At 64.9% G+C, this 22,048-nt stretch carries 15 protein-coding genes, 1 tRNA gene and 1 pseudogene; 11 read left to right on the top strand and 6 right to left on the bottom strand.

Going from position 1 to position 22,048, the window contains the following annotated elements; genetic code table 11:
* The first annotated feature begins 630 nt into the window (after nucleotides 1-630).
* Nucleotides 631-1,665, top strand: a complete 1,035-nt coding sequence (locus A5766_RS03980) for a linear amide C-N hydrolase (protein ID WP_005207770.1) — start codon at nucleotides 631-633, stop codon at nucleotides 1,663-1,665.
* Nucleotides 1,666-1,776: 111 nt separating this feature from the next.
* Nucleotides 1,777-2,277: a hypothetical protein gene (locus tag A5766_RS03975; protein ID WP_005207769.1), complete on the top strand. Its 501-nt coding sequence runs from the start codon at nucleotides 1,777-1,779 to the stop codon at nucleotides 2,275-2,277.
* Between the two features lie 106 nt (nucleotides 2,278-2,383).
* On the opposite strand, the gene A5766_RS03970 is transcribed toward A5766_RS03975, so the two are convergent.
* Nucleotides 2,384-2,460, bottom strand: a tRNA-Arg gene (locus A5766_RS03970).
* Nucleotides 2,461-2,680: 220 nt separating this feature from the next.
* On the opposite strand from A5766_RS03970, the gene ssb reads away from it, so the two are divergent.
* Nucleotides 2,681-3,121, top strand: a complete 441-nt coding sequence (ssb, locus tag A5766_RS03965) for a single-stranded DNA-binding protein (RefSeq protein ID WP_005207768.1) — start codon at nucleotides 2,681-2,683, stop codon at nucleotides 3,119-3,121.
* Nucleotides 3,122-3,176: 55 nt separating this feature from the next.
* On the opposite strand, the gene A5766_RS03960 is transcribed toward ssb, so the two are convergent.
* Complete coding sequence (locus tag A5766_RS03960; protein ID WP_197500799.1) at nucleotides 3,177-4,034, bottom strand: formylglycine-generating enzyme family protein; 858 nt, start codon at nucleotides 4,032-4,034, stop codon at nucleotides 3,177-3,179.
* A gap of 297 nt (nucleotides 4,035-4,331) precedes the next feature.
* On the opposite strand from A5766_RS03960, the gene ettA reads away from it, so the two are divergent.
* From ettA to A5766_RS03940, 4 genes are all read left to right on the top strand, one after another.
* Nucleotides 4,332-6,008 (top strand): energy-dependent translational throttle protein EttA, encoded by a 1,677-nt coding sequence (ettA, locus tag A5766_RS03955; RefSeq protein WP_269449443.1) that lies wholly within the window; start codon nucleotides 4,332-4,334, stop codon nucleotides 6,006-6,008.
* 66 nt (nucleotides 6,009-6,074) lie between these two features.
* Entirely contained in the window at nucleotides 6,075-10,886 is a 4,812-nt protein-coding gene (locus A5766_RS03950) for an NAD-glutamate dehydrogenase (protein WP_039856547.1), read from the top strand.
* Nucleotides 10,887-10,951: 65 nt separating this feature from the next.
* Nucleotides 10,952-11,413 (top strand): acyl-CoA thioesterase, encoded by a 462-nt coding sequence (locus tag A5766_RS03945; protein WP_005207764.1) that lies wholly within the window; start codon nucleotides 10,952-10,954, stop codon nucleotides 11,411-11,413.
* Entirely contained in the window at nucleotides 11,410-12,111 is a 702-nt protein-coding gene (locus A5766_RS03940) for a hypothetical protein (protein WP_064864767.1), read from the top strand. The genes A5766_RS03945 and A5766_RS03940 overlap by 4 nt, the downstream gene beginning before the upstream one ends.
* 7 nt (nucleotides 12,112-12,118) lie before the next feature.
* Here A5766_RS03940 and A5766_RS03935 read toward each other — a convergent pair whose 3' ends face one another.
* Nucleotides 12,119-13,969: a glycoside hydrolase family 13 protein gene (locus A5766_RS03935; RefSeq protein ID WP_039856532.1), complete on the bottom strand. Its 1,851-nt coding sequence runs from the start codon at nucleotides 13,967-13,969 to the stop codon at nucleotides 12,119-12,121.
* A gap of 82 nt (nucleotides 13,970-14,051) precedes the next feature.
* Nucleotides 14,052-14,492: a globin gene (locus A5766_RS03930; protein WP_049697035.1), complete on the bottom strand. Its 441-nt coding sequence runs from the start codon at nucleotides 14,490-14,492 to the stop codon at nucleotides 14,052-14,054.
* Nucleotides 14,493-14,698: 206 nt separating this feature from the next.
* Between A5766_RS03930 and ctaJ the strand changes: the two genes are divergently transcribed.
* Together ctaJ and A5766_RS03920 are read left to right on the top strand one after the other, a co-directional pair.
* Complete coding sequence (gene ctaJ / locus A5766_RS03925) at nucleotides 14,699-14,947, top strand: aa3-type cytochrome oxidase subunit CtaJ (protein WP_005207760.1); 249 nt, start codon at nucleotides 14,699-14,701, stop codon at nucleotides 14,945-14,947.
* The gene (locus tag A5766_RS03920; RefSeq protein ID WP_005207759.1) at nucleotides 14,934-15,434 is read left to right on the top strand and encodes a DUF5130 family protein; all 501 of its coding nucleotides are present in this window, start codon (nucleotides 14,934-14,936) and stop codon (nucleotides 15,432-15,434) included. Before ctaJ ends, A5766_RS03920 begins: the two co-directional genes overlap by 14 nt.
* Nucleotides 15,435-15,538: 104 nt before the next feature.
* On the opposite strand, the gene A5766_RS03915 is transcribed toward A5766_RS03920, so the two are convergent.
* Nucleotides 15,539-17,005, bottom strand: coding sequence for a cation:dicarboxylate symporter family transporter (locus tag A5766_RS03915; RefSeq protein WP_039856546.1), 1,467 nt, complete (start codon nucleotides 17,003-17,005; stop codon nucleotides 15,539-15,541).
* Between the two features lie 189 nt (nucleotides 17,006-17,194).
* Here A5766_RS03915 and A5766_RS03910 point away from each other — a divergent pair.
* Nucleotides 17,195-18,750: pseudogene (locus tag A5766_RS03910) on the top strand (sensor histidine kinase).
* A 5-nt stretch (nucleotides 18,751-18,755) separates the two neighbouring features.
* The gene (locus A5766_RS03905; protein WP_039856545.1) at nucleotides 18,756-19,448 is read left to right on the top strand and encodes a response regulator; all 693 of its coding nucleotides are present in this window, start codon (nucleotides 18,756-18,758) and stop codon (nucleotides 19,446-19,448) included.
* A 21-nt stretch (nucleotides 19,449-19,469) separates the two neighbouring features.
* Here A5766_RS03905 and pepN read toward each other — a convergent pair whose 3' ends face one another.
* Nucleotides 19,470-22,043 (bottom strand): aminopeptidase N, encoded by a 2,574-nt coding sequence (gene pepN / locus A5766_RS03900; protein ID WP_005207753.1) that lies wholly within the window; start codon nucleotides 22,041-22,043, stop codon nucleotides 19,470-19,472.
* Between the last annotated feature and the right edge of the window lie 5 nt (nucleotides 22,044-22,048).

Here is a 22,048-nt window from a genome sequence, read left to right as displayed (position 1 = left end):
GTGGCGGGCAACTGGACTCGGCAGGATCGGCCGGTCGAGCAGATCGCCAGATCTCGCGAGAGAATCGACGCCCTCCGCGCCTTGGCGATAGGTAACAAAGTGACTGACAAGGCACGGTAAAAGCCTGGCGCGAATCCGCCCGCCCTACGTGGCCTCGACGCGGAATTGCGCTCATTCGACGTGTTTTCCACACACTGATGTCGCGAATTTAGCAATGAGCGCAAGTCGTCGATTTACATGGTCCACAGTGGTTACGGATTCACGCTCATCTGGTCGCAAACCATGGCATTGAACGTGACGAGTCGAGGCCCGTACCGACGAGCTGATCGTCGAAATATGTTCGGCGATAGGGACATTCGGCCCTTTTCTGGACTTGCCTACGACCTCATCTGGTTGGATGCGGACGTGAGGAGACTCATCGCCAGACTCTGCCACGGACACTCATCGGTCGTCGATATCTGGGACCAAGGTCCTGACAACAGCACAATTCGGGACGCATTGCCACCGAATGGTGACAAGACGTGCCTGATACGGCACAGAATCCAGCATACCCAGCTTAAAGTAAAGGATATGGCCCACGCTTGTTTGTAGGTCAGGCAGTCTCTTCCTATTGAAAGTGGTGGTTTCACAATGTGCACCCGAGTGATTTGGCCAGATGCCGCGGGAGCAGTTCTCGTCGGACGCAACATGGATTTTCACAAAGATCTGATGACCAACCTCTGGACTCAGCCCAAGGGTATTTCTCGAGACGACGGCGTGGAGGGCAAGCTGACGTGGACGTCGAAGTACGGCAGTGTCATCGCCGCGGCCTACGACATCATTTCCGTCGACGGTCTCAACGAGGCGGGGTTGGCGGGCCACATCCTGTGGCTGGCCGAATCGACCTATGGGACCCGTGATGAATCACGGCCGGCGCTGAGTCAGGCGGTGTGGCTGCAGTACTTCCTCGACAACTTCGCCACCGTGGACGAGGCCGTTGAATGGATCAACAGCACCGATGTGCAGGTCATCCAGATGCCCGACCCCACCGGCGGCAAACCGCCCGCGATTCACCTCGCACTCGACGACAAGACCGGCGACTCCGTGATCATCGAGTACCTCGACGGTCACGCCAAGGTGTATCACGATCGGTCCTACCACGTGATGACCAATTCACCCACCTACGATCAGCAACTCGAACTGCTGAAGAGGTGGGAGGGCCTCGGGGGCGACGCGCCACTCCCCGGCGACACCCTCGCCGAGCACCGCTTTGCGCGTGCCGCGTACTACGCGAGCCGTCTGCCGAAGCCGGCGAGTCAACTCGAGGCCATCGCGGGCATGTTCAGCGTGATCCGCAATGCCGCGCAGCCCTTCCGTATCCCCGATCCCGGCAAACCCGATGCCTCACAAACGATTTGGCAGACAGTCAGCGATCTCACCAACGGGCGATTCGTGTACGACTCCACCACTCGGCCGAACATCGTGTGGGTTGATATCGCTGATCTGGACCTTTCCGAAGGCGCTCCGCAACTCAAGCTGGATCTGCTCAGCAAGCTCTCTCTCGAGGGCGGGATCGCAGGCAACGTGAACGAGCATTTCGAAGACAAGGGTCCGATGACGTTCCTGTCCTTCGCGCTTCTCAAGCAGTTGGAGGACGCCGAGAAGGGGCAGAAGGCAACGGCATAACCCACTGGAATCGATCACGCCGATGGGCACTCGTCCATCGGCGTGATCGATTTCGGTGTCGCAGGCCAGCGCTTCTCGATGCCAACAGTGGTGCCATGACAAGCTCGTCGGATGAGTCCGACAAATGGTGCAGGCAATCTGCCTCCGATTCAGATCGAATGGACCGCGCGGCAAGGCGACGCCCGACGCGCCACATTGTCGTCGCTCGCAGCGCCTCGCCTCTGGGCGCGCACTGTCGGTATAGCCGCGGTCTTCGCGACGATCTTTGCCGCGGTGTGTATTGCGACGGGCAGCGGGTGGTCCTTGGGACTGCTGATCGGTGTGAGCGTGTTCCTCGTGTGCTCGGTTGCATGGATCGGCGCCGCGCTGATCGCTGGCCACGTCCAGAACCGCAAGATCCTCGCCCCGGGCGCCACATGGGGAGCGGGCGCCGACGATGAGTTCCTGCGCGTCGACACGCCGGCGTCGACGGTGTTGTTGCGGCGCGACAGCATTCGATCGGTGACGCCAGTCGGCGGGCAACTCGTGCTGGTGAAGGCGTCGCCGGAGAGCATCAGATTGCTGCCCGCACCGCTGTTCGCGCAACCGGTGTGGACGCTCGAATCTTGCTGATGACCGTGCCCGACGGCGTGATGAGCGGTCTTCGGTGCGCCCGCGTGAATCTCTCTCAAACCACTCGAGTGGGCGCACACCGGCCGGAGGCCGGCAAGGATGTGACTGGTGCCCCCGGCAGGACTCGAACCTGCGACCTAGGGATTAGAAGGCCCTTGCTCTATCCACCTGAGCTACGGAGGCGAAACCGACACGCAGAGTGTACGGCAGCGAGCCGGGTGCCCTGACTTCGGCCGTATTCGGTGACGTTGGCCGTATCCACAGGCGGAGTCCTGTCCACAGCTTGGTCTCGCGCTCGGTGTCGGGAGCTTGTTCTCCGGAATGCTCACAGTCAGCCATCTCAGCCCGAGTTCGGAAACTCGGTGCCTGCAGCGGATGGCACCTCACGGCAGGAGCGGAGCAAATGTACGAAACGTATTCGACGATCGTGGGCCGAGTGATCTCCGACCCCAGGCGCAACCGCATGGCGAACGGCGACGAGGTGATCTCGTTCCGCATGGCCAGCAACACGCGTCGACGAGACCGCGCAACAGGCGAGTGGATCGACGGGAACAGCTTGTTCCTGACCGTCTCGTGCTGGCGGCGGCTGGTCGCGGGCGTGGCGTCCGCGGTCGAGAAGGGGCGGCCGGTCATCGTGCACGGGGCAATTCACACGAACAGCTACACGACCAGCGGCGGCGAATCGCGCACGGAGCTGGAGATGATCGCCGACTCGGTCGGCCTCGACCTCGCACGCTGCGTCGTCGAGTACCGCGGTCGCGGCGATGTCGCGGCTCCTCAGTCTGCGGATACGCAAGCGTCGGGCGTCGCCGCACCCGACGATGCGGCTGGCGCTGCGGCGTGACCGAGTGGTCGCCACGGTGAATGCGGGAGGGGTGTGTTCATCGGGGCGGGACTCGTCATGAGGCGATAACGTCTGCGGCGCAACGGAATCCGAGGTGCGACGTCGCCGAGTCGTCGGATTGTGGAGAGCGGGCGGCGGGTCGGTAGCGTCGGCAGTACTGCGGTGAGCACAGGTGCGAGCCGCCCTTCGTGACACGCGTGACCTGTGGAGATGTGGTGGGCGTCAAGAGGTCCGGCCGACCGTCGGGGGAGACCGTCGCAAGATCGGGCGGGACGTGGCGCGGAGTGAAGACGTCCGACGTGCGCTCCCAGACGTTGCCGATCATGTCGAGGAGTCCGAAGCCGTTCGGTGGATAGCTCCCCACCCTCGACGTTCCGCTCCAGCCGTCGCTCGCGTACGGGAAGTTGCCGATCCACGTGTTGGCGAGAATCTCACCCTCGGGGTGCAACTCGTCGCCCCACGCGTACTCGTGTCCGACGACGCCGCCACGTGCGGCGTACTCCCACTCGGCTTCGGTGGGGAGTCGACGGCCCGCCCACGCGGCGTAGGCGACGGCGTCGGCGTACGCGATCTGGGTGACGGGGTGGTCGTCGTGCCCGACGATGTCGGTCGCGGGTCCGAGCGGGTGACGCCACGACGCTCCCGGCTGCCATCGCCACCACGCTCGCCAGTCGGTGAGGTCGACGGGGCCGGCCGTCGGTGTGAAGACAAGGGCACCCGGAACGAGCATCGCTGGGTCGGAGCCGGGGAAATCGACGGGGTCGATGTCGCTCTCGGCAACGGTCACGTACCCGGTGTCGCTGACGAACGCCGCGTACTGCGCATTGGTCACCGGATGCCGTTCGATCGCGAAAGCGCCGACGCGACGCTCATGTGCGGGACGTTCCTCGGGGTAGAAGCGATCCGAACCCATACAGAAGACGCCGCCGGTGAGCTCGACAAGCTCGGTCAGCGGCGCAGAGGCGGTCACCCTCTCGATGGTGCCAGTGATCGTGTTCGCACGTCTGCGGCGATCGCGGCGCCGTGTTCGCGGGCGGGCGGGTCCGACTCGATCACGGCCATGTGGGAGAGTGTCGCGCCACGTCGATAGAGTGGTACGCGACGTTGCGCCGAGAGCCTGCCGTGTCGCCGGAGGGCGATACCCCGCATGCACTCTCCGGTATCGGAGCTCGAGCGCAGATGACCACAAAACCGCAGGTGAGGACATTACGTGGCTGGCGAGTTTATTTACACGATGAAGAAGGTGCGCAAGGCGCACGGTGACAAGGTCATTCTCGACGACGTCACCATGTCCTTCTACCCGGGCGCCAAGATCGGCGTCGTCGGTCCCAACGGTGCCGGTAAGTCGTCGATCCTCAAGATCATGGCGGGAATCGACCAGCCGTCGAACGGCGAGGCATTCCTCGACCCGGAGGCCACCGTCGGCATTCTGTTGCAGGAGCCGCCCCTCAACGAGGAGAAGACGGTCAAGCAGAACGTCGAGGAGGGGATGGGCGAGATCAAGCAGAAGCTCGACCGCTTCAACGAGATCGCCGAACTGCTCGCCACCGACTACTCCGACGAACTCATGGAGGAGATGGGCAAGCTCCAGGAAGACCTCGACAACGCCGACGCCTGGGACCTCGACTCGCAGATCGACCAGGCCATGGACGCACTGCGCTGCCCGCCCGGCGATTCCCCTGTCACCCACCTCTCGGGTGGTGAGCGCCGTCGCGTCGCGTTGTGCAAGCTGCTGCTGTCCAAGCCCGACCTGCTGCTGCTCGATGAGCCGACCAACCACCTCGACGCCGAGAGCGTGCTGTGGCTCGAGCAGTTCCTGGCGTCGTACCCCGGCGCAGTCCTCGCGGTGACGCACGATCGCTACTTCCTCGACCATGTGGCCGAATGGATCTGTGAGGTCGACCGCGGCAAGCTGCACCCGTACGAGGGCAACTACTCCACCTACCTGGAGAAGAAGGCCGAGCGTCTCGAGGTCCAGGGCAAGAAGGACCAGAAGCTGCAGAAGCGGCTCAAGGAAGAGCTCGCTTGGGTCCGTTCGGGCGCCAAGGCCCGTCAGACGAAGAACAAGGCCCGCCTCTCGCGGTACGAGGAGATGGCAGCGGAGGCCGAGAAGACGCGCAAGCTCGACTTCGAGGAGATCCAGATCCCGACGCCGCCGCGTCTGGGTGACGTGGTGGTCGAGGTCGCCAACCTCGACAAGGGCTTCGACGGTCGCGTGCTGATCAAGGATCTGTCGTTCACGTTGCCGCGCAACGGAATCGTCGGTGTCATCGGACCCAACGGTGTGGGTAAGACGACGCTGTTCAAGACCATCGTCGGACTCGAGGAGCCCGACTCCGGCTCGGTGAAGGTCGGCGATACGGTCAAGCTCAGCTACGTCGACCAGAACCGCGCCAACATCGACCCGAAGAAGAACGTGTGGGAGGTCGTCTCCGACGGCAACGACTACATCGAGGTCGGCCAGAACGAGATGCCCTCGCGTGCGTACGTCAGCGCCTTCGGCTTCAAGGGTCCCGATCAGCAGAAGCGGGCAGAGGTGCTCTCCGGTGGTGAGCGCAACCGCCTCAACCTGGCGTTGACGCTCAAAGAGGGCGGCAACCTGATCCTGCTCGACGAGCCGACCAACGACCTCGACGTCGAAACCCTCGGCTCGCTCGAGAACGCCCTGGAGTCGTTCCCGGGATGTGCCGTGGTGATCAGCCACGACCGGTGGTTCCTCGACCGGACCTGTACCCACATTCTGGCGTGGGAGGGCAATGTCGAAGAGGGACAATGGTTCTGGTTCGAAGGCAACTTCGAGGCGTATGAGGCGAACAAGGTCGACCGGCTCGGACCCGACGCCGCGCGTCCGCACCGGGTTACTCACCGGAAACTCACTCGCGACTGAATCGCGTCACTACCATCGCGGTAGGGCTCGAATCGGAGATCATCTCCCAATCTCCTTGAAGTGAAGGTGAGTGCGTTGTCTCAAGAGAGTGCTCTGTTGCCTGCGGCGGTCAGCTGCTATCTCAACGCGAGCAACCCTCCGGGCGACGCGCACCACCCGACGACGGGTTCGGGCGGTGGTCTCACCGACGCGACCGACCTCGACGCGATCGACGATGCCGATCTGAACCGCGTTCGTCGACACGTCGGGTTGGCGTCGACGCGATCAGCGGGGCAGTGCCTGGTCGACGTGAGCTCGGGACCGTCGGGAACCGAGATCGTCGTCGTCAACGACGACATGCCACTGCTGGTCGAAGCGGTGCTGACCGTCGTCGAGGCGCACGGACTGACCGTCAGCCGCATCGACCATCCGGTGATGGCGGTGGCGCGCGACGAGGCAGGCACGCTCAGCGACATCGGCGCCGGACCAGACCGCTCAACGGAGTCGTGGATCTACGTGGTCGCGATGTCGGCGAAGGGTGAGGTCGACACCGAGGCCTTGCGTACCGAACTCGTCGACGTCATCGCCCGTGTGGCCGACGTGGACCGCGACGCGGTGGATATGCGCGGCCGCCTGTCGACCTGCGGTGCCGACTGCGCCGTCGCCCCGACCACCGCGCAATCGGGCATAGCCGCCGTCGACCGGTACGAGTATTCACGCCTTCTCGACTGGTTCGCGGGCAACCACTTCGTGCCACTCGGCTACCGCAGGGTGGGCATCGACGGCGCGGTCTCCGACGGCCGGGGTCTGTGGCGGGGCGACTCACTCCTCGACCTCACCCAGGCGCGCGACTTCGGGGTGCTCACGCAGCCGCCGCTATTGCCGCGTGTCTCGCGGGTCTATCTCGAAACCGGCGTGCAGCGGTCGAACTATCCGATCCTGATCCAGATTCCCGAGTTCGACGCCGCCGGAACGCATGTGGGAGAACACCGATTCCTCGGCACCTTCACCTCGTCCGGCCTGCACCAGACGATCCTCGACGTCCCCGTGCTGCGCGGCAAAGTGCACGAGGTGATCCGCCGCGCCGGCGTCGACGAGGATTCGTTTGCCGGTCAGTCGATGATCGAACTGCTGCAGAACTACCCGCTGGTGGAGATGTTCGCGTCGTCGGATGCCGAGTTGAGCCGTCGGATCGGCGAGATGTTCGACGCCGTCGCCACCCGAACCCTGCGCGCGTTCGTCCGCGTGAACCCGCAGGGCAGTACCGCCACCGCGCTCATCTATCTACCTCGCGACAGGTACAACACGCAGAACCGCCTGGCGCTGCAGAACGTCGTCTCAGAACAATTGCATGGCACTGCGCTCGAGTACTCGGCACGTGTCAGCGAGATGCCCCTCGCGCAACTACAGGTGATGGTCCGCGTCGACGAATCCGACGCCGCGCGACGCGGCACCTTCGACATCGGGACGCCCGAACAGAGCGCCATCCAACACGAACTGGCACAGTCAATCCGGACGTGGGACGAGCGGTTCCGCGAAGCGGCGGGCGGACTCGACGCGGCGTCGGCCAGGCTTCCCGTCGGCGGCGTCGACGCCCTGTTTCGGTTGCTTCCTGCGCTGCCCGAGGATTACAAGGACCAGCGCGAGCCGTCGGACGCACTCGCCGACCTCATCCGTGTCGCCGATCTCGACGCCGGCGACATCGCCGTGGCGCTGGCGCAGACCGGCAGCGAGCCCGGGGCGCTGTGGAAGTTCACGCTGTATTTGTGCGGCGGCGCAGCCACCTTGACCGACGTGCTGCCGGTGCTCCACAGCCTCGGCCTCGACGTCGTCGACGAGCATCCGTACCGCCTCGTGCGGCCTGACGGGCAGGTCTGCCACGTCTACGAATTCAGTGTCGCGTTGGCCGACGGGATGTCGGTGGATCTCGACTCCGCCGACGACCTCGACGGGCGGTTCACCGATGCCTTCGTGCAGATCTGGCGGCAACGCGCAGAGGTCGACGCCTACAACGAGCTGATCATCAGGTGCGGCCTCGACTGGCGTTCCGCGGCGATGCTTCGTGCGTACGGTCGGTACCTGCGCCAGTGCGGCTTCTCGTACAGCAACACCCTGGTTGCGCACACCCTCGGCGAGTACCGCGATGTCACGCGGGGACTGGTCGAGCTGTTCGAGGCGTCGTTCGACCCCGACCACGCCGACGAACAGCAGCGCGACCGTGCGGCAGCTGCGCTCAGCGACGACATCGGCAAGGTCCTCGGACTCGAAGCCGACCGCATCGTCTCGGCGTTCTCGGCCGTCATCGGGGCGACGTCGCGCACCAACTTCTACGTCCGCGACGACGACGCCGACCGACCGGTGATGTCGTTCAAGTTGCGGCCCAGGGAGATTCCGCAAACGCCCGAGCCGCGGCCACTGCACGAGATCTTCGTGTACTCGCCGCGCGTCGAAGGGGTGCACCTGCGTTTCGGTGCCGTTGCCCGCGGCGGACTGCGCTGGTCGGATCGACGCGAGGATTTCCGCACCGAGATCCTGGGTCTGGTCAAGGCGCAGGCCGTCAAGAACGCGGTGATCGTGCCCGTCGGCGCCAAGGGCGGATTCGTCGTCAAGCGGCCGCCCGCACCGACCGGTGACGCCGCCGCGGACCGTGACGCCACGCGCGCCGAAGGTATTGCGCAGTATCGAGATTTCATCTCCGGCCTGCTCGACGTCACAGACAACCTCGACCAGCACACCGGTGCGGTCATCCCCGCGAGGTCGGTGGTGCGTCGAGACGGTGACGACACGTATCTCGTCGTCGCTGCGGACAAGGGCACGGCGTCGTTCTCCGATATCGCCAATGATGTTGCAGCGCAGTATGATTTCTGGCTCGGGGATGCTTTTGCCTCGGGTGGTTCGGCGGGCTACGACCACAAGGCGATGGGCATCACCGCGCGAGGCGCATGGGAATCGGTCAAGCGTCACTTCCGTGAGATGGGCGTCGATACCCAGTCGCAGGACTTCACCGTCGCCGGTATCGGCGACATGAGCGGCGACGTGTTCGGCAACGGCATGCTGTTGTCGCAGCACATCCGTCTCGTCGCGGCGTTCGACCACCGGCACGTGTTCGTCGATCCGAATCCGGACGCCTCGTCGTCGTATACCGAACGCGCACGGCTCTTCTCGTTGCCGCGCTCGTCGTGGGCCGATTACGACACCTCGCTCATCAGCGAGGGTGGCGGGGTCTGGTCGCGAGAGACCAAGTCGATTCCGATCAGTGAACAGATGCGCACGGCACTCGGGCTCGACGTTGGTGTCGACGCGTTGTCGCCTCCGGAACTGATTCACGCGATCCTGCTGGCGCCAGTGGACCTGCTGTGGAACGGCGGCATCGGCACCTACATCAAGTCGTCATCCGAATCCGACGCGCAGGTGGGGGACAAGGCCAACGATGCGATCCGTGTCGACGGAGATCAGTTGCGCGCCAAGGTCGTCGGCGAAGGCGGCAACCTCGGCGTGACCGAACGCGGTCGGATCGAGTTCGACCTCGCTGGCGGGCGCATCAACACCGATGCGATGGACAACTCGGCGGGCGTCGATTGTTCCGACCACGAGGTCAACATCAAGATCCTGCTCGACTCCGCGGTCTCAACCGGCCAACTCGTGGCTGCCGACCGTGATCCGCTGCTGGAGTCGATGACCGACGAGGTCGCCGATCTGGTGTTGGCCGACAACGTGTCGCAGAACTCCGAGCTCGGTTTCTGTCGCGCGTACTCGCTCGAGCGCGTCGATGTGCATGCCCGCCTGCTCCACGAGATCGCCTCGCGCGGCGTCGATTTGGCTCTTGAGGCGCTGCCGACACCGCAGCAGTTGATCAAGCGGCTGCATTCGGATGTGCACCGCGGGCTCACCTCGCCCGAACTCGCGACGCTGATGTCGCACGTGAAGTTGATCGCCAAGGACGACCTCCTGGGGGGTGACCTGCCCGAGAACGATGTGTTCGAGGGTCTGCTCGCCGAGTACTTCCCGCTTCCGCTGCGCGAACGTTTCGCAGACGGCATCCGTGCGCACCGACTGCATCGCGAGATCGTCACCACCGTCCTCGTCAACGAAGTCGTCGACAGGGCGGGCATCACGCACCTGTTCCGGCTCGGAGAATCGACGGGCTCGACGACCGAGGAGGCCGTGCGGGCGTACGTGGTTGCCGACCGGGTCTTCGGACTCTCGGATCTCTTCGCGCGCATCCTGCATGCCGACGCTCCGGTGGAAGCCATCGACGAGATGATGCTCTACGAGCGGCGACTGCTGTTCCGGGCGTCGAGATGGCTGCTGGCGTTTCGCCCGCAACCGCTCGCGATGGCGGCGGAGATCACCCGCTACGCCGAGCAGGTGGCTGAACTGACCGCACTGATCGACAGTTGGTTCGGCGCGCAGTCGGCCGCCGACGTCGAGCGGCGCGTCGAGCACTACCGCGAGCTCGGTGTCGAGACCGACCTCGCCCACGACGTCGCGATCAGTCTTCATCGGTTCTGCCTACTCGACATCGTCGACGCCGCCGAGATCGCCGACCGCGATCCCGTCGAGGTCGGCGAGCTGTACTTCGCGATCATGGAGCATTTCGGACTCGAGGAACTGCTCACCGCGGTCTCGACGCTCGAGTACGGTGACCGCTGGCATGCGTTGGCGCGCTTGGCTCTTCGCGACGACATGCACGGCGCGCTGCGTGCCCTCACGCTCACGATCCTGCAGAGCAGCGAACCCGACGAGAGCGCGGCCGAGAAGATCTCCGAGTGGGAGTCGTCGCACTCGTCGCGGCTGTCTCGGGTGCGCTCGATGCTCGCCGATATCGAGCAGGGTCCAGAACTCGACCTCGCGACGCTGTCGGTTGCGGCGCGGCAGTTGCGCAGCCTCATCAGGTGACGAACCTCGTCAGTTGACGACGATCGGCCCTCTCACGGGGAGGTGTCGCGAACGAAAGGACAGTCGTGCTCTACGAGGACGAGGGAGTCAGGACCGACGCCGGTTACGTGGTCAAGGTTCCCGTCCGCTGGTCGGACATGGATGTGTTCGCGCACATCAACCACGCGCGCATGGTGACACTCATCGAAGAGGCTCGGATTCCCTGGCTCTTCTACGACGGGCGACCCACAGCCGACCTGCGTCGCGGCTGTGTCGTCGCGGACCTGCACGTCAAGTATCGCCAACAGGTGCGCCACGACGAGGGGCCGATCGTCGTGACCATGTTCGTCGAGAAGGTGCGCGCCGTCGACTTCGTCGTCGGATACGAGGTGCGTCCAGACGCCGCGTCGCCGACCGACAAACCCGCCGTCACCGCGACCACCCAACTCGTCGCATTCGACGTCGACGCACAGCGGCTGCGGCGACTGACCCCGGACGAGCGTGAGTACCTGGAGAGTTTTCGCCGCACCTCGGACGACAGCGCGTGACCGCGTTACCCGAGCGGTTCGTCGTCGCTGCCGGCCCCGACGACCGCAGGGACGCACTGGCCTTCCTGACGCGCGCCATGCGACTCGACGAGGCCGCGGTGATCAGAGTGGTGCAACGGTCTGACGGGCTACTCGCGTTCTGGGCACATACCGGGTTCGACGTCCTGGTCACCCGGTCGATCTTCGGCAGTGCTGCGCCGTCGGACATCGTCGTCGACGCGGACACACTGCGGGGCCGGTTGAGCGACGGTACGGCGGGTGTGCCGGTGGAGCCGGGGATGTCACTCGACTCCGCGTGGCGTGGTGCGCTACCGCTGCGCAGCGGCTACCGGCATCTCGACGACGTCCCAGCGCGGACCGTTGTCGAGTTGACGCGCGAGGGAGCACGCCTCGCACGCGAAGAGGGCAGCAACTTCGGGCCTGCGACGGGCCTGCTTGATCAAGGCGTACTCGACGTCTCGTCGGCCGACGGGGCACTGAATGCCACGGTCTCGCTGCGCTCGTTGTTCGCGCTCACCGCAATGGGTTTCGTGCGCGACGCCGACGGCCACGAGGTCACCGAGACATCACCGATCGACGCCATCGGCGCCACCGAACCTGTGCGCGTGCGCATTTCGGCAGCGTGGATTCGGATCGACGCGCGCTACGGTTCGGTGTACCAGCGCAGGCACCGCGACCTCGATGTCACGGTTGTCTGAGCTGTTCTCAGACGAGCCATGCGGCGGCGTTGGGTGCCAGCATGCCGTCGACGAGGGGTGCGCTCGTGAGGATGAGTTCTCCCGGCGGTAGCCCGACCGGTTCGCTGGTGGTGTTCAGCGCGCACACCAGGTGTCCCTCGGAGCGTCGGAATGCCAGGCACCCCGTCGGGGCGCCGTACCACTCGATGTCATCGCCTGCGAATTCTTCACGCTCATAACGCAATTCGATGGCCGTGCGGTACAGCGACAGCGTCGAGTTCATGTCCTCGAGCTCGGCTTCGACGGTGAACTCCGCCCACGACTCTGGAATCGGAAGCCACGTCTGCGGATTCGTCGAGAAACCGAACGGCGGCTCGGAGCCCTCCCACGGCAGCGGTACCCGTGATGCGTCCCGCCCGCGTTCGGTGTGTTCGGAGCGTTCCCAGACCGGGTCCTGCAGCGCGTCGTCGGGCAGGTCGGCGTTGGGGAGGCCGAGTTCTGCGCCGTTGTAGATGAATATCGAACCGGGAAGCGCGAACTCGACGAGCGCCATCGCCCGTGCCCGCGCAGTGCCCAGCTCGATGTCGGCATGGGGCGCCGGCTCGGCTTCCGGTGTCTCGGCTTCGGGTGTCTCGGCTTCTGGTGTCTCGCTGTCAGAAGTGTCGCTGTCCGGTGTTTCGCCGTCGGCAGTCTCGCTGTCGGGGATCGCACCGGCCAGACCGTAGCGGGTCACCTCTCGGTCGACGTCGTGATTCGACAGCGTCCAGGTCGGTGTTCCGCCGACGCTGTGCACGGCGTCGAGGGAGTTCTCGATCGCATCTCGGATGGCGGCTGCGTCGAAAGGTGCCTTGGCGAGTCTGAAGTTGAAACCCAGATGCAGTTCGTCCGGGCGCAGGTACTCCGCGAATCGCTCGTTGTCGTCGACCCAGATCTCGCCGACGTTCGCAGCGCCGGGGTAGTCGTCGATGACCGCGCGGATCTTTCGGTGGATGTCGTGGACCGCGTAGTTGTTGAACCTCGGGTCGTCGTCTCGGTTGACCAGGAGTCCCGCGGCCTCGACGTCCATGTCGGGAAGGTCGGCGGGTTTGGCCATGCCGTGTGCGACGTCGATGCGGAAGCCGTCGACCCCGCGGTCGAGCCAGAAGCGCAGTGTCTTCTCGAGGTCGTCGAAGACCTCGGGGTTCTCCCAGTTCAAGTCGGGCTGCTCGCGCGCGAAGATGTGGAGGTACCACTGCCCGGGCGTGCCGTCGGGCTCGGTGACACGGTCCCACGCGGGTCCGCCGAAGATGCTGACCCAGTTGTTCGGCGGCTCGTCGCCGTTCTCGCCCCGCCCGTCACGGAAGATGTACCGCGCACGTTCGGGACTGCCCGGTCCGGCCGCCAGTGCGTCGATGAACCATTGGTGCTGGTCGCTGGTGTGGTTGGGGACGAGGTCCATGGTCACGCGGATCTCGCGGTCGTGCGCCTCGACGATCAGTTCGTCGAACGTCGCCAGATCGCCGAAGAGCGGATCGATATCGCGCGGGTCCGAGACGTCGTAACCGTGGTCGGCCATGGGGGAGCGCATGATCGGGCTCAACCACAGCGCGTCGATGCCGAGCAGTTCGAGGTAGCCGAGCTTGTCGATGACACCGGCGAGGTCGCCGACGCCGTCGCCGTCGAGATCGGAGAACGACCGCGGATAGATCTGGTAGAAGATCGCCGAACGCCACCAGGTGTCGTCGGCAGGGTCGAGCTGGGTCGCTACCGCTGCGACTCCTTCTGCCTCAAGGACCCTGTCGGTCTCAATGACGCCGTCAGCCTCGATGACGTCCTGGTCGTCGGCGCCGAGTGCGTCGTCGTTGAGGTCGTCGGGTGTCTCGTCGCTCACCGCGACAATTCTGCCCTACCTGTGTTTTCCCGTAGAAGACCAGGTGACATCGGCGCGTCGTGTCCGATCTGTCGGATTGACGCTGACCAGATCAGAAGGGTGAATTGACCATCGACTGTGCGGCCATCTCCATGTAGTCGACGAGCGCCTGGCGGTGGGGCGGGTCGAGGGTGTCGTCGTCGATCGATGCGATGGCGGTGTGCATGCAGCGCAGCCAGGCGTCGCGCTCGATCGGGCCGATGGTGAACGGCTGATGGCGCATGCGCAGTCGGGGGTGGCCTCGTTCCTCGGAGTAGGTTCGCGGGCCTCCCCAGTACTGCTCGAGGAACATGCGGAGTCGACGCTCGGCAGGTCCGAGGTCTTCTTCGGGGTACATCGGCCGGAGGATCTCGTCGGCGGCGACCTCTCGATAGAAGACGCTGGTCAGCTTCTCGAAGGTCTCGTGGCCACCGACCTCGTCGTAGAACGAACGATGGACCTGGGTGTTCGCCGGCTGGCCGCCGGCAGGGATGTTGCCGCTCACCCGACCTATTGTCCCCACCGTGCGCTGTGGTCTCAACATTGCCGCGAGAAGGCGCCCGCGACAGCGCTCCGGACGCGTCTACGACAGACCGTAGGGGTCGGTGCCCGAACGGCTGTGGTGTGGGCTAAATTGATCACACGACCTGTGCGGCGTGAACGTGTCATCGCGCGCTCACCGGCCGTGCGGCAAGAGGGTTTACCGATCGGAAGGGTCTCATGGACAACTGGATCGCCTATATCGGAGTGCCTGTCACGGTCCTGGTGGTTATCTTCGCCCTGGCGTGCGTGGTCTCGATGGCATTCTCGAATGGCGTCAAGTATCCCAAGCAGCAGGAATACACGCTCGACCAGAAGTGGGACCGCGGACCGCTGCTCTTCTCCGCAACGGAGATCGAATCGATTGCGTTGCCGCGTCACGCGGAACCGAATGATGTGGATGGAGGCTCGGCCAGTGCCAAGTGGTGAGATTTCGCAGACGACAGGTTCCGAAGCATCGCATGAGGTCGTCGCGGCCTCCGCGCTGCCCGTCGGCACGGTCATCACGAACAGCGGGCGCGTCTCGTCCACCCGCTTTCCCGGTCAGACCGCGACGACCCCTCCCTTCTCCCGCGACGAACTGATCGCACTCGACGACGCGATCCACGCCGCGACCGAAAAGGCGCTGGTCCGCTTCTCCGTCTACATCGGAGAACTCGGAACCGATCCGGTCGCCGATGCGCGCAACGTGCTGCTCAAGGCAGCTCCCGAGCCCGCATACGGCACACTGCTCGCGGTGTCGCCCAACACGCATGACGTCGTGGTGGTGTCGGGCAGCGAGGTTGCCGACCGCATCAATGATCGCGTCGCCGATCTTGGCGTGACCGCCGCCATCGGCAGCTTCCGTCAGAACGAGCTCATCGACGGACTCGTCTCCGCGCTGCACGTGATGGCGACGGCAGCAGCACCCATCTGAAGCTGCGACACCGAAGAACTTCGGCAGCTGGACAAGAACCAAAGAGAATGGCCCGGGAGCAACTCCCGGGCCATTCTCTTGTGTTGTCGCTGCTGTGTCGGTGCCTACTGTGCGACCAGGTCTCTGGTGACCGGTGCCTTCTCTGTCGACACCTTCTCAGCCGGCGCGGCGGTGGTCGAGTCTTCATTCTTCGCATCGGGTCGTGTGGGGGAGCTTCCCAGATGGTCGTCGACCATGTCGTTCTCGTCGAACGGTGCGCGGCCGGAGAGGACGTCGTCGACCCGATTCTTGTCGATGGTCCCCGTCCACGATCCGACGAGGATTGTCGCGACCGCGTTGCCCGAGAAGTTGGTGACGGCGCGAGCCTCGGACATGAAGCGGTCGATGCCCACGATCAGTCCGACTCCGTTCAGCATGGCCGGCTGGTGGGCCTGCAGGCCGCCGGCCAGAGTTGCCAGCCCGGCGCCGCTGACGCCTGCGGCGCCCTTCGACGCGATGATCATGAAGACCAGCAGGCTGATCTGCGCTCCGATCGACAGCGGTGCACCCATTGCATCTGCGATGAAGATCGACGCCATCGTCAGGTAGATCGCTGTGCCGTCGAGGTTGAACGAGTAGCCGGTCGGAACGACGACGCCGACCGTTGACTTCTCGACGCCGAGGTGTTCCATCTTGGCGATCAGGCGGGGTAGCGCCGACTCGGAGGACGAGGTGGCGAAGATCAGCAGGTACTCGCGGGCCAGGTAGCGGACGAGTCGGAAGATGGACACGCCTGCGACCGACCGCAGGATCACGCCGAGGACGCCGAACACGAACACCAGGCACGTCAGGTAGAAGGCGATCATCAGGATCAACAGCTGCCCGACCGCGGCCCAGCCGGTCTGCCCGACGACGTTGGCGATCGCGCCGAACGCGCCGATCGGGGCGAGCCACAGGATCATGCTGAGGATCTTGAACACGAGCTTCTGGATGTAGGCGACGGCGGCGAGGATCGGCTCCCCGCTCGAACCCATGGCCTGCAGGGCGAAGCCGACGAGAAGCGCGACGAACAGCGCCTGCAAGACGTTGCCCGAGGTGAGCGCAGAGAGGAGCGAATCGGGGATGATCCCCTCGACGAACGCCATCAGTCCGCCGGATTCGTGGGCCTTCTCGGCCAATGCCGAACCCTTGTCCGCGGTCGCCGTGATGTTGAGGCCGTCGCCGGGCTTGATCAGATTTCCGACGACGAGTCCTATCGCGAGTGCGATGGTCGACATCACGAGGAAGTAGACGAAGGCGAGTCCGCCGACCTTGCCGACGGTCGCGGCCTTTCGGACCGAACCGATGCCCAGCACGATGGTGCAGAAGATGACCGGCGCGATCATCATTTTGATGAGGCTGACGAACATGGTGCCGAGTACCCCGAGGTCTTTGCCGACACCGGGAGCGATGAGGCCGACCGCCACACCTCCGACAACGGCAATGATGACCGCCACGTACAGCCAATGCGTCTTGTCACGCTTCTTGGGCGGCGTTGTCGCGATCTCGTCGGTCGCCAACGCGCCGTCTGGGTGTCGTCGTCTCAGATTCATCGTGCTGTCCTTCCTGTGATGCAGGTCGACGTCTTCGAAGCGCACCCGCTGTGGAAGATTGTTGGTCAGAACCGTGATGTGGGTCACCATTGAGTTCATTTCGTTCAGGCGATCACCGTGGTGAACTCGATGGCGATTGACGTAGGGGGCGGTCGCCATAGGGGCGGTCGCGGAAGGGATGGTGCGGACATGCTGCGGTGGCGTCCCCGGACACTCGCCGGTCAGGCTGTGGCGTTGCAGCTGGCCGTCGTCGTGGTGATCGTGGTGGCTGCGGCGGCACTCGCCCTGCTCGATGCCCGGCTCGACGGAGTGCGTGCCGCGCGTGAGCAGGTCACCTCCGTAGCGGTGAGCATCGCTGATGCCCCTTCGACGGCCCGCGCGCTGGCTTCTCCCGACCCGACCGCGAGCCTGCAGCCGGTCACCGAGGAGATCCGTTAGGTCACCGGCCTCTCGTTCATCACCATCATGAACACCAACGGTGTGCGCTACACCCATACAAGGCCTGCGCTCATCGGGCAGCGGTATCTGGGTTCGACCAGCCAGGCGCTGCGGGGCGAGGTCTACACCGAGACCTACACCGGGACGCTGGGGCCGTCGATTCGTTCGATCGCGCCTGTGCGCAACGACCAGGGCGTGATCGTCGGGATGGTTGCCGTCGGGATCACGCAGTCCACGCTCACCGACGAGTGGCTGGACCAACTGCCGTTGATCGCGTCGATCGGGCTGGTGGCCATCGTCGCCGCTCTCGGCGGACTCTGGCTCATCCGACGGCGGCTGTTGCGGCTCACCGGTGGTCTGGCCCCGGGAGAACTACGCGTCATGTACGACCATCACGACGCGGTGCTCCATTCGGTCAAGGAGGGGCTTGTGGTGATCGACGACGGCGAGATCGCGCTGTGCAATGACGAGGCACGTCGGTTGTTGGCCGGCGAGAGTGGCGGCGACGTCGGTGAACTCGACGACATGCCCGAATTCCTGCTCGGCACAGAACCTCTCACCGACGTGCTGTATGTCGATCAGGGCCGGGTGCTGGTGGTCAATCGAGCTCCGGTGTCGACGCGGCCCGGATCGACCGTCGTCACGATCCGAGATCGAACCGAATTATCGGCTGCCATAGGCGAATTGGATTCGCTCTCGCGTTTCGCCGAGGCACTCGGTCGCAGGCGCATGAGTCGGCCAATCGGCTGCACACCATGGTCGCGCTCATCGAAACCGGCCACGCGGAACGCGCCGCCGACCTGGCGACCGCGGATCTTGCTCTGTCGCAACGGTTGGTCGATCGCGTCTCGGACACGATCAGCGATCCCACCCTCAGCGCGCTGCTGCTCGGGAAGTCGGCACAGGCAGCAGAACGAGGAATCTCCATGACGTTGACGGAGGAGTCGGCTCTCGACTCGGTCGATGCCTCCCCGCTGACCACCGACGAGATGATCACCATCGTCGGAAACCTGATCGACAATGCGTTGGATGCCTGCGATCCACATGACCCGTGGGTGGAGGTCACCGTGGCCTCGACCGACGGATCACTACAGATCGTCGTTGCCGACAGCGGTCCGGGGATGACCGACGACGAGTTCCAAAGGGCTTGCAGTAGAGGATATTCGACGAAACCCGGCGGCGATGCACAGGGCAGAGGGCTTGGCCTTGCCCTGGTGAGCTACATCGTCAACCGACATCGCGGCACCGTGCGATCCGAGCACACGTACGGTTCGGTAGTCACTGTCGAGATCCCGAGCGGAGAATAGTCGTGGTGATACGCGTGATGATCGTCGACGACGAGCCGCTGCTCGTACAAGCGCATCGCGACTACCTCGCCCGGATCGGCGGATTCGAAGTGGTCGCGACGGCGGGCACCGCGCAGGACGCGCACCGTGCGGCGGCCGCGGCCGTGGCGGCGGGTGCGCCTGTCGAACTCGTGCTGCTCGATCTCGGACTGCCCGACGCGAGCGGAATCGACCTCGCGTCAGCGCTGTCCGGGCTGCGGCCCGATCCCGACATCATCGCCATCACGGCGGCACGCGACCTGCCCACAGTCCGACGAGCAGTGGCGCACGGCGCGCTGCTCTATCTGCTCAAACCGTTCTCGTACGCGGCTTTCGCCGAGAAGATCGAGCACTACCTGCGCTACCGCGACACTGTCGCGGGCGACGGCGACGCGGTCAGCCAGCGAGACGTTGACCGTGCGCTTGCCGCGTTGCGCACCGCCGATCCTCGGCGCGGCGCACCCAAGGGCATGGCGCCCGACACCACCGACGCTGTCGGCAGGGCGGTCCGCGATGCGCCCGACGGCCTGACCGCATCGGAAGTCGCTGCGCAAGTGGGCAGTTCGCGAGTCACCGCGTGGCGGTATCTGGAGCGGCTCGCCGACGCCGGCACGGTGCGCAGGGTCACCGAGTACGGCGGGGCGGGCCGCCCCCAGATTCGCTACACCTGGACGAGGTGATCGGTCACTCGGTATGAACTGTCACTCGGCGTCGAAACCTCGTGCGCGAAGCGAGCGCTCGACACCGGCGCGACCCTCGATGATCAGCCGCTTGAGTGCGGCCGGGTGATCGTTGGCGAGGAACTCGTCGGCCTTCGCCAGCGCCTCGGGTGTGATCTCCCACGACGGATACAGGCCGTTCACGACGGTCTGCGCCACCTCGCTCGATCGACGGCTCCACACCTCCGGAACCGCGGCGAAGTACTTGTCGACGTACTGCGACAACAACTCCGCCTGACCCGGACGATCGAAACCTGCCACGACCGCTCGCGTGTAGATGTTCGAGAGCGTGTCGTCGTCGATCGCCTGCGACCACGCGTCGGCCTTCGCCTCGGCAAGCGGACGCGCGGCACGCGCGGTGGCGGCCTGCCGGGTACCCGCAGAGGTGTTGTCGCGCTTGGCCTCGGCGTCGATGACGGGTGTATTCGAGGGGTCGCTGTCGATGGCTCCCGCGGTCGCCAGCGCGAGCACCAGCTTCCACCGCAGGTCGGTGTCGATCGTCAGGCCCGCCAGACCGTGGTCGGCGGGGTCGTCGCCGTCGAGGAGTGCCCGCACCACGGCGATCTGCTCGTCGAACAGTCGTCCCGCGAGTAGGGTGTTGATGAATGCGAGCTGATGGTCGGAACCCGACTCTGCCGCCCGGGCGAGTTCGAGGAGTCGGGAGCTGAAACCCGGCCAGCCGACGGTCGTGGCCCATCCCGGGTCGGCGTACGACTCGATCGCGGTGGTCGCCTGCAGCAGAACACGCTGCACCACACCGATTTCGGTCTCGGCGGCGATGCCGTGCTCGACGAGGGCGACGAAATCGCGCGCCTTCATCTCGGCCTGGCGGGTCATCTCCCAGGCGGCCGACCACACCAGCGTGCGTGGCATCGAGTCGGTGATGTCGCCGATGCGTGCGGTGGCGGTCTCGAGCGATTCGGGGTCGAGGCGCACCGACGCGTACGTGAGGTCGTCGTCGTTGAGCAGGATCAGTTTTCCGCGCGGGACGCCGACGAGATCGGCGACCTCGGTGACCGAGCCCTCGACGTCGAGTTCGACGCTCTGGACGCGTTCGAGAGCTCCGGATGCGTTGTCGTCGTAGATGCCGACGCGCATACGGTGCACGCGTGTCTCGCCCGCGCCGGGAGCTGCGCCGTCCTGAATGATGGCGAAGCGGGTGAACGCGCCCGAGTCGTCGACCTCGAAGTCGGGGCGGATGACGTTGATGCCGGTGGTCTTGAGCCACTGGCTACCCCAGTCGGAGAGATCGCGACCCGACGACTTCTCCAGCGCGGCAAGCAGATCCGAGAACGTCGCATTGCCGAACTTGTGCGCGGTGAAGTAGTCGCGCAGACCCGCGAGGAAGTCGTCGACTCCCACATAGGCGACCAACTGCTTGAGCACGGATGCGCCCTTGGCATAGGTGATGCCGTCGAAGTTGACCTCGACGGCGGCGATGTCGGGGATGTCGGCGGCAACGGGATGCGTCGAGGGCAACTGATCCTGGCGATAGGCCCACGACTTCTCGACGTTGGCGAACGTCGTCCACGCGCTGGTGTACTCGGTTGCCTCCGACTGGCACAGCACAGATGCGAACGTGGCGAAGGATTCATTGAGCCACAGATCATCCCACCACTTCATGGTGACCAGGTCGCCGAACCACATGTGTGCCATCTCGTGCAGGACGGTCTCGGCGCGCCGCTCGTAGTTGTAGTTGGTCACGCGCGACCGGAAGACGTAATCCTCGAGGAACGTGACTGCGCCCGCGTTCTCCATTGCGCCTGCGTTGAACTCGGGCACGAAGAGCTGGTCGTACTTGCCGAAGGCGTAGGGGATGCCGAAGTTCTTGTGGTAGAAGGAGAATCCCTGCTTGGTCTCGGTGAAGAGACGCTCCTCGTCCATGAACTCCGCGAGGGAGGCCCTGCAGTAGATCCCCAGCGGGATCGAACCGTGGTCGTCGGTGTAGGTGTCTGTCCACTCCGCGTACGGCCCCGCGATCAACGCGACGAGGTAGGTGCTCATGACCGGTGTTTCGGCGAAGCGGTGCACTCCGCCGTCGATCGACTCGGTCAGCGCGTTCGAGATGACCTTCCAGTCCTCGGGCGCGGTCACGGTGATCGTGTAGGTCGCCTTGAGGTCGGGCTGGTCGAAGCAGGCGAACATCCGCTTGGCGTCGGCGGTCTCGAACTGCGAGTAGAGATAGACGGAATCGTCTGTGGGATCGACGAAACGGTGCAGCCCCTCACCGGTGTGGGAGTAGGCGCAGTCGGCGACGACGACGAGCTCGTTGTCTGCGGCGAGATCGGGGAGCGTGAGTCCCACCGATTCGTCGAAGCCGCTGACGTCGAGTTCTTTTCCGTTGAGCGTGGCCGAGATGAGCGTCGGCGCGACGAGGTCGATGAAGGTCTGCGAGCCGGGTGTCGCGGTGAAGGTGACGGTGCTCGTCGAGCGGAAAGTCTTCTCTCCGGGCTTGCCGCTGCCGTCGGTGAGGTCGAGTTCTACGTCGTAGTGGGATACGTCGATGGTGGTGGCACGTTCTCGCGCCTGGTCTCGGGTCAGATTCGGGGCAGTCACAATCG

The sequence above is a fragment of the Gordonia sp. 852002-51296_SCH5728562-b genome (assembly GCF_001665475.1).
GTDB lineage: Bacteria > Actinomycetota > Actinomycetes > Mycobacteriales > Mycobacteriaceae > Gordonia > Gordonia sputi.
This window is presented reverse-complemented; position numbering and strand designations above follow the sequence as displayed.

Bases quoted from the DNA above. Each gene is read 5' to 3' on its own strand.
- A5766_RS03980 (WP_005207770.1), top strand. From the start codon at position 631: ATGTGCACCCGAGTGATTTGGCCAGATGCCGCGGGAGCAGTTCTCGTC.
- A5766_RS03975 (WP_005207769.1), top strand. From the start codon at position 1,777: ATGAGTCCGACAAATGGTGCAGGCAATCTGCCTCCGATTCAGATCGAA.
- ssb (WP_005207768.1), top strand. From the start codon at position 2,681: ATGTACGAAACGTATTCGACGATCGTGGGCCGAGTGATCTCCGACCCC.
- A5766_RS03960 (WP_197500799.1), bottom strand. From the start codon at position 4,034: ATGGGTTCGGATCGCTTCTACCCCGAGGAACGTCCCGCACATGAGCGT.
- ctaJ (WP_005207760.1), top strand. From the start codon at position 14,699: ATGGACAACTGGATCGCCTATATCGGAGTGCCTGTCACGGTCCTGGTG.
- A5766_RS03915 (WP_039856546.1), bottom strand. From the start codon at position 17,005: ATGAATCTGAGACGACGACACCCAGACGGCGCGTTGGCGACCGACGAG.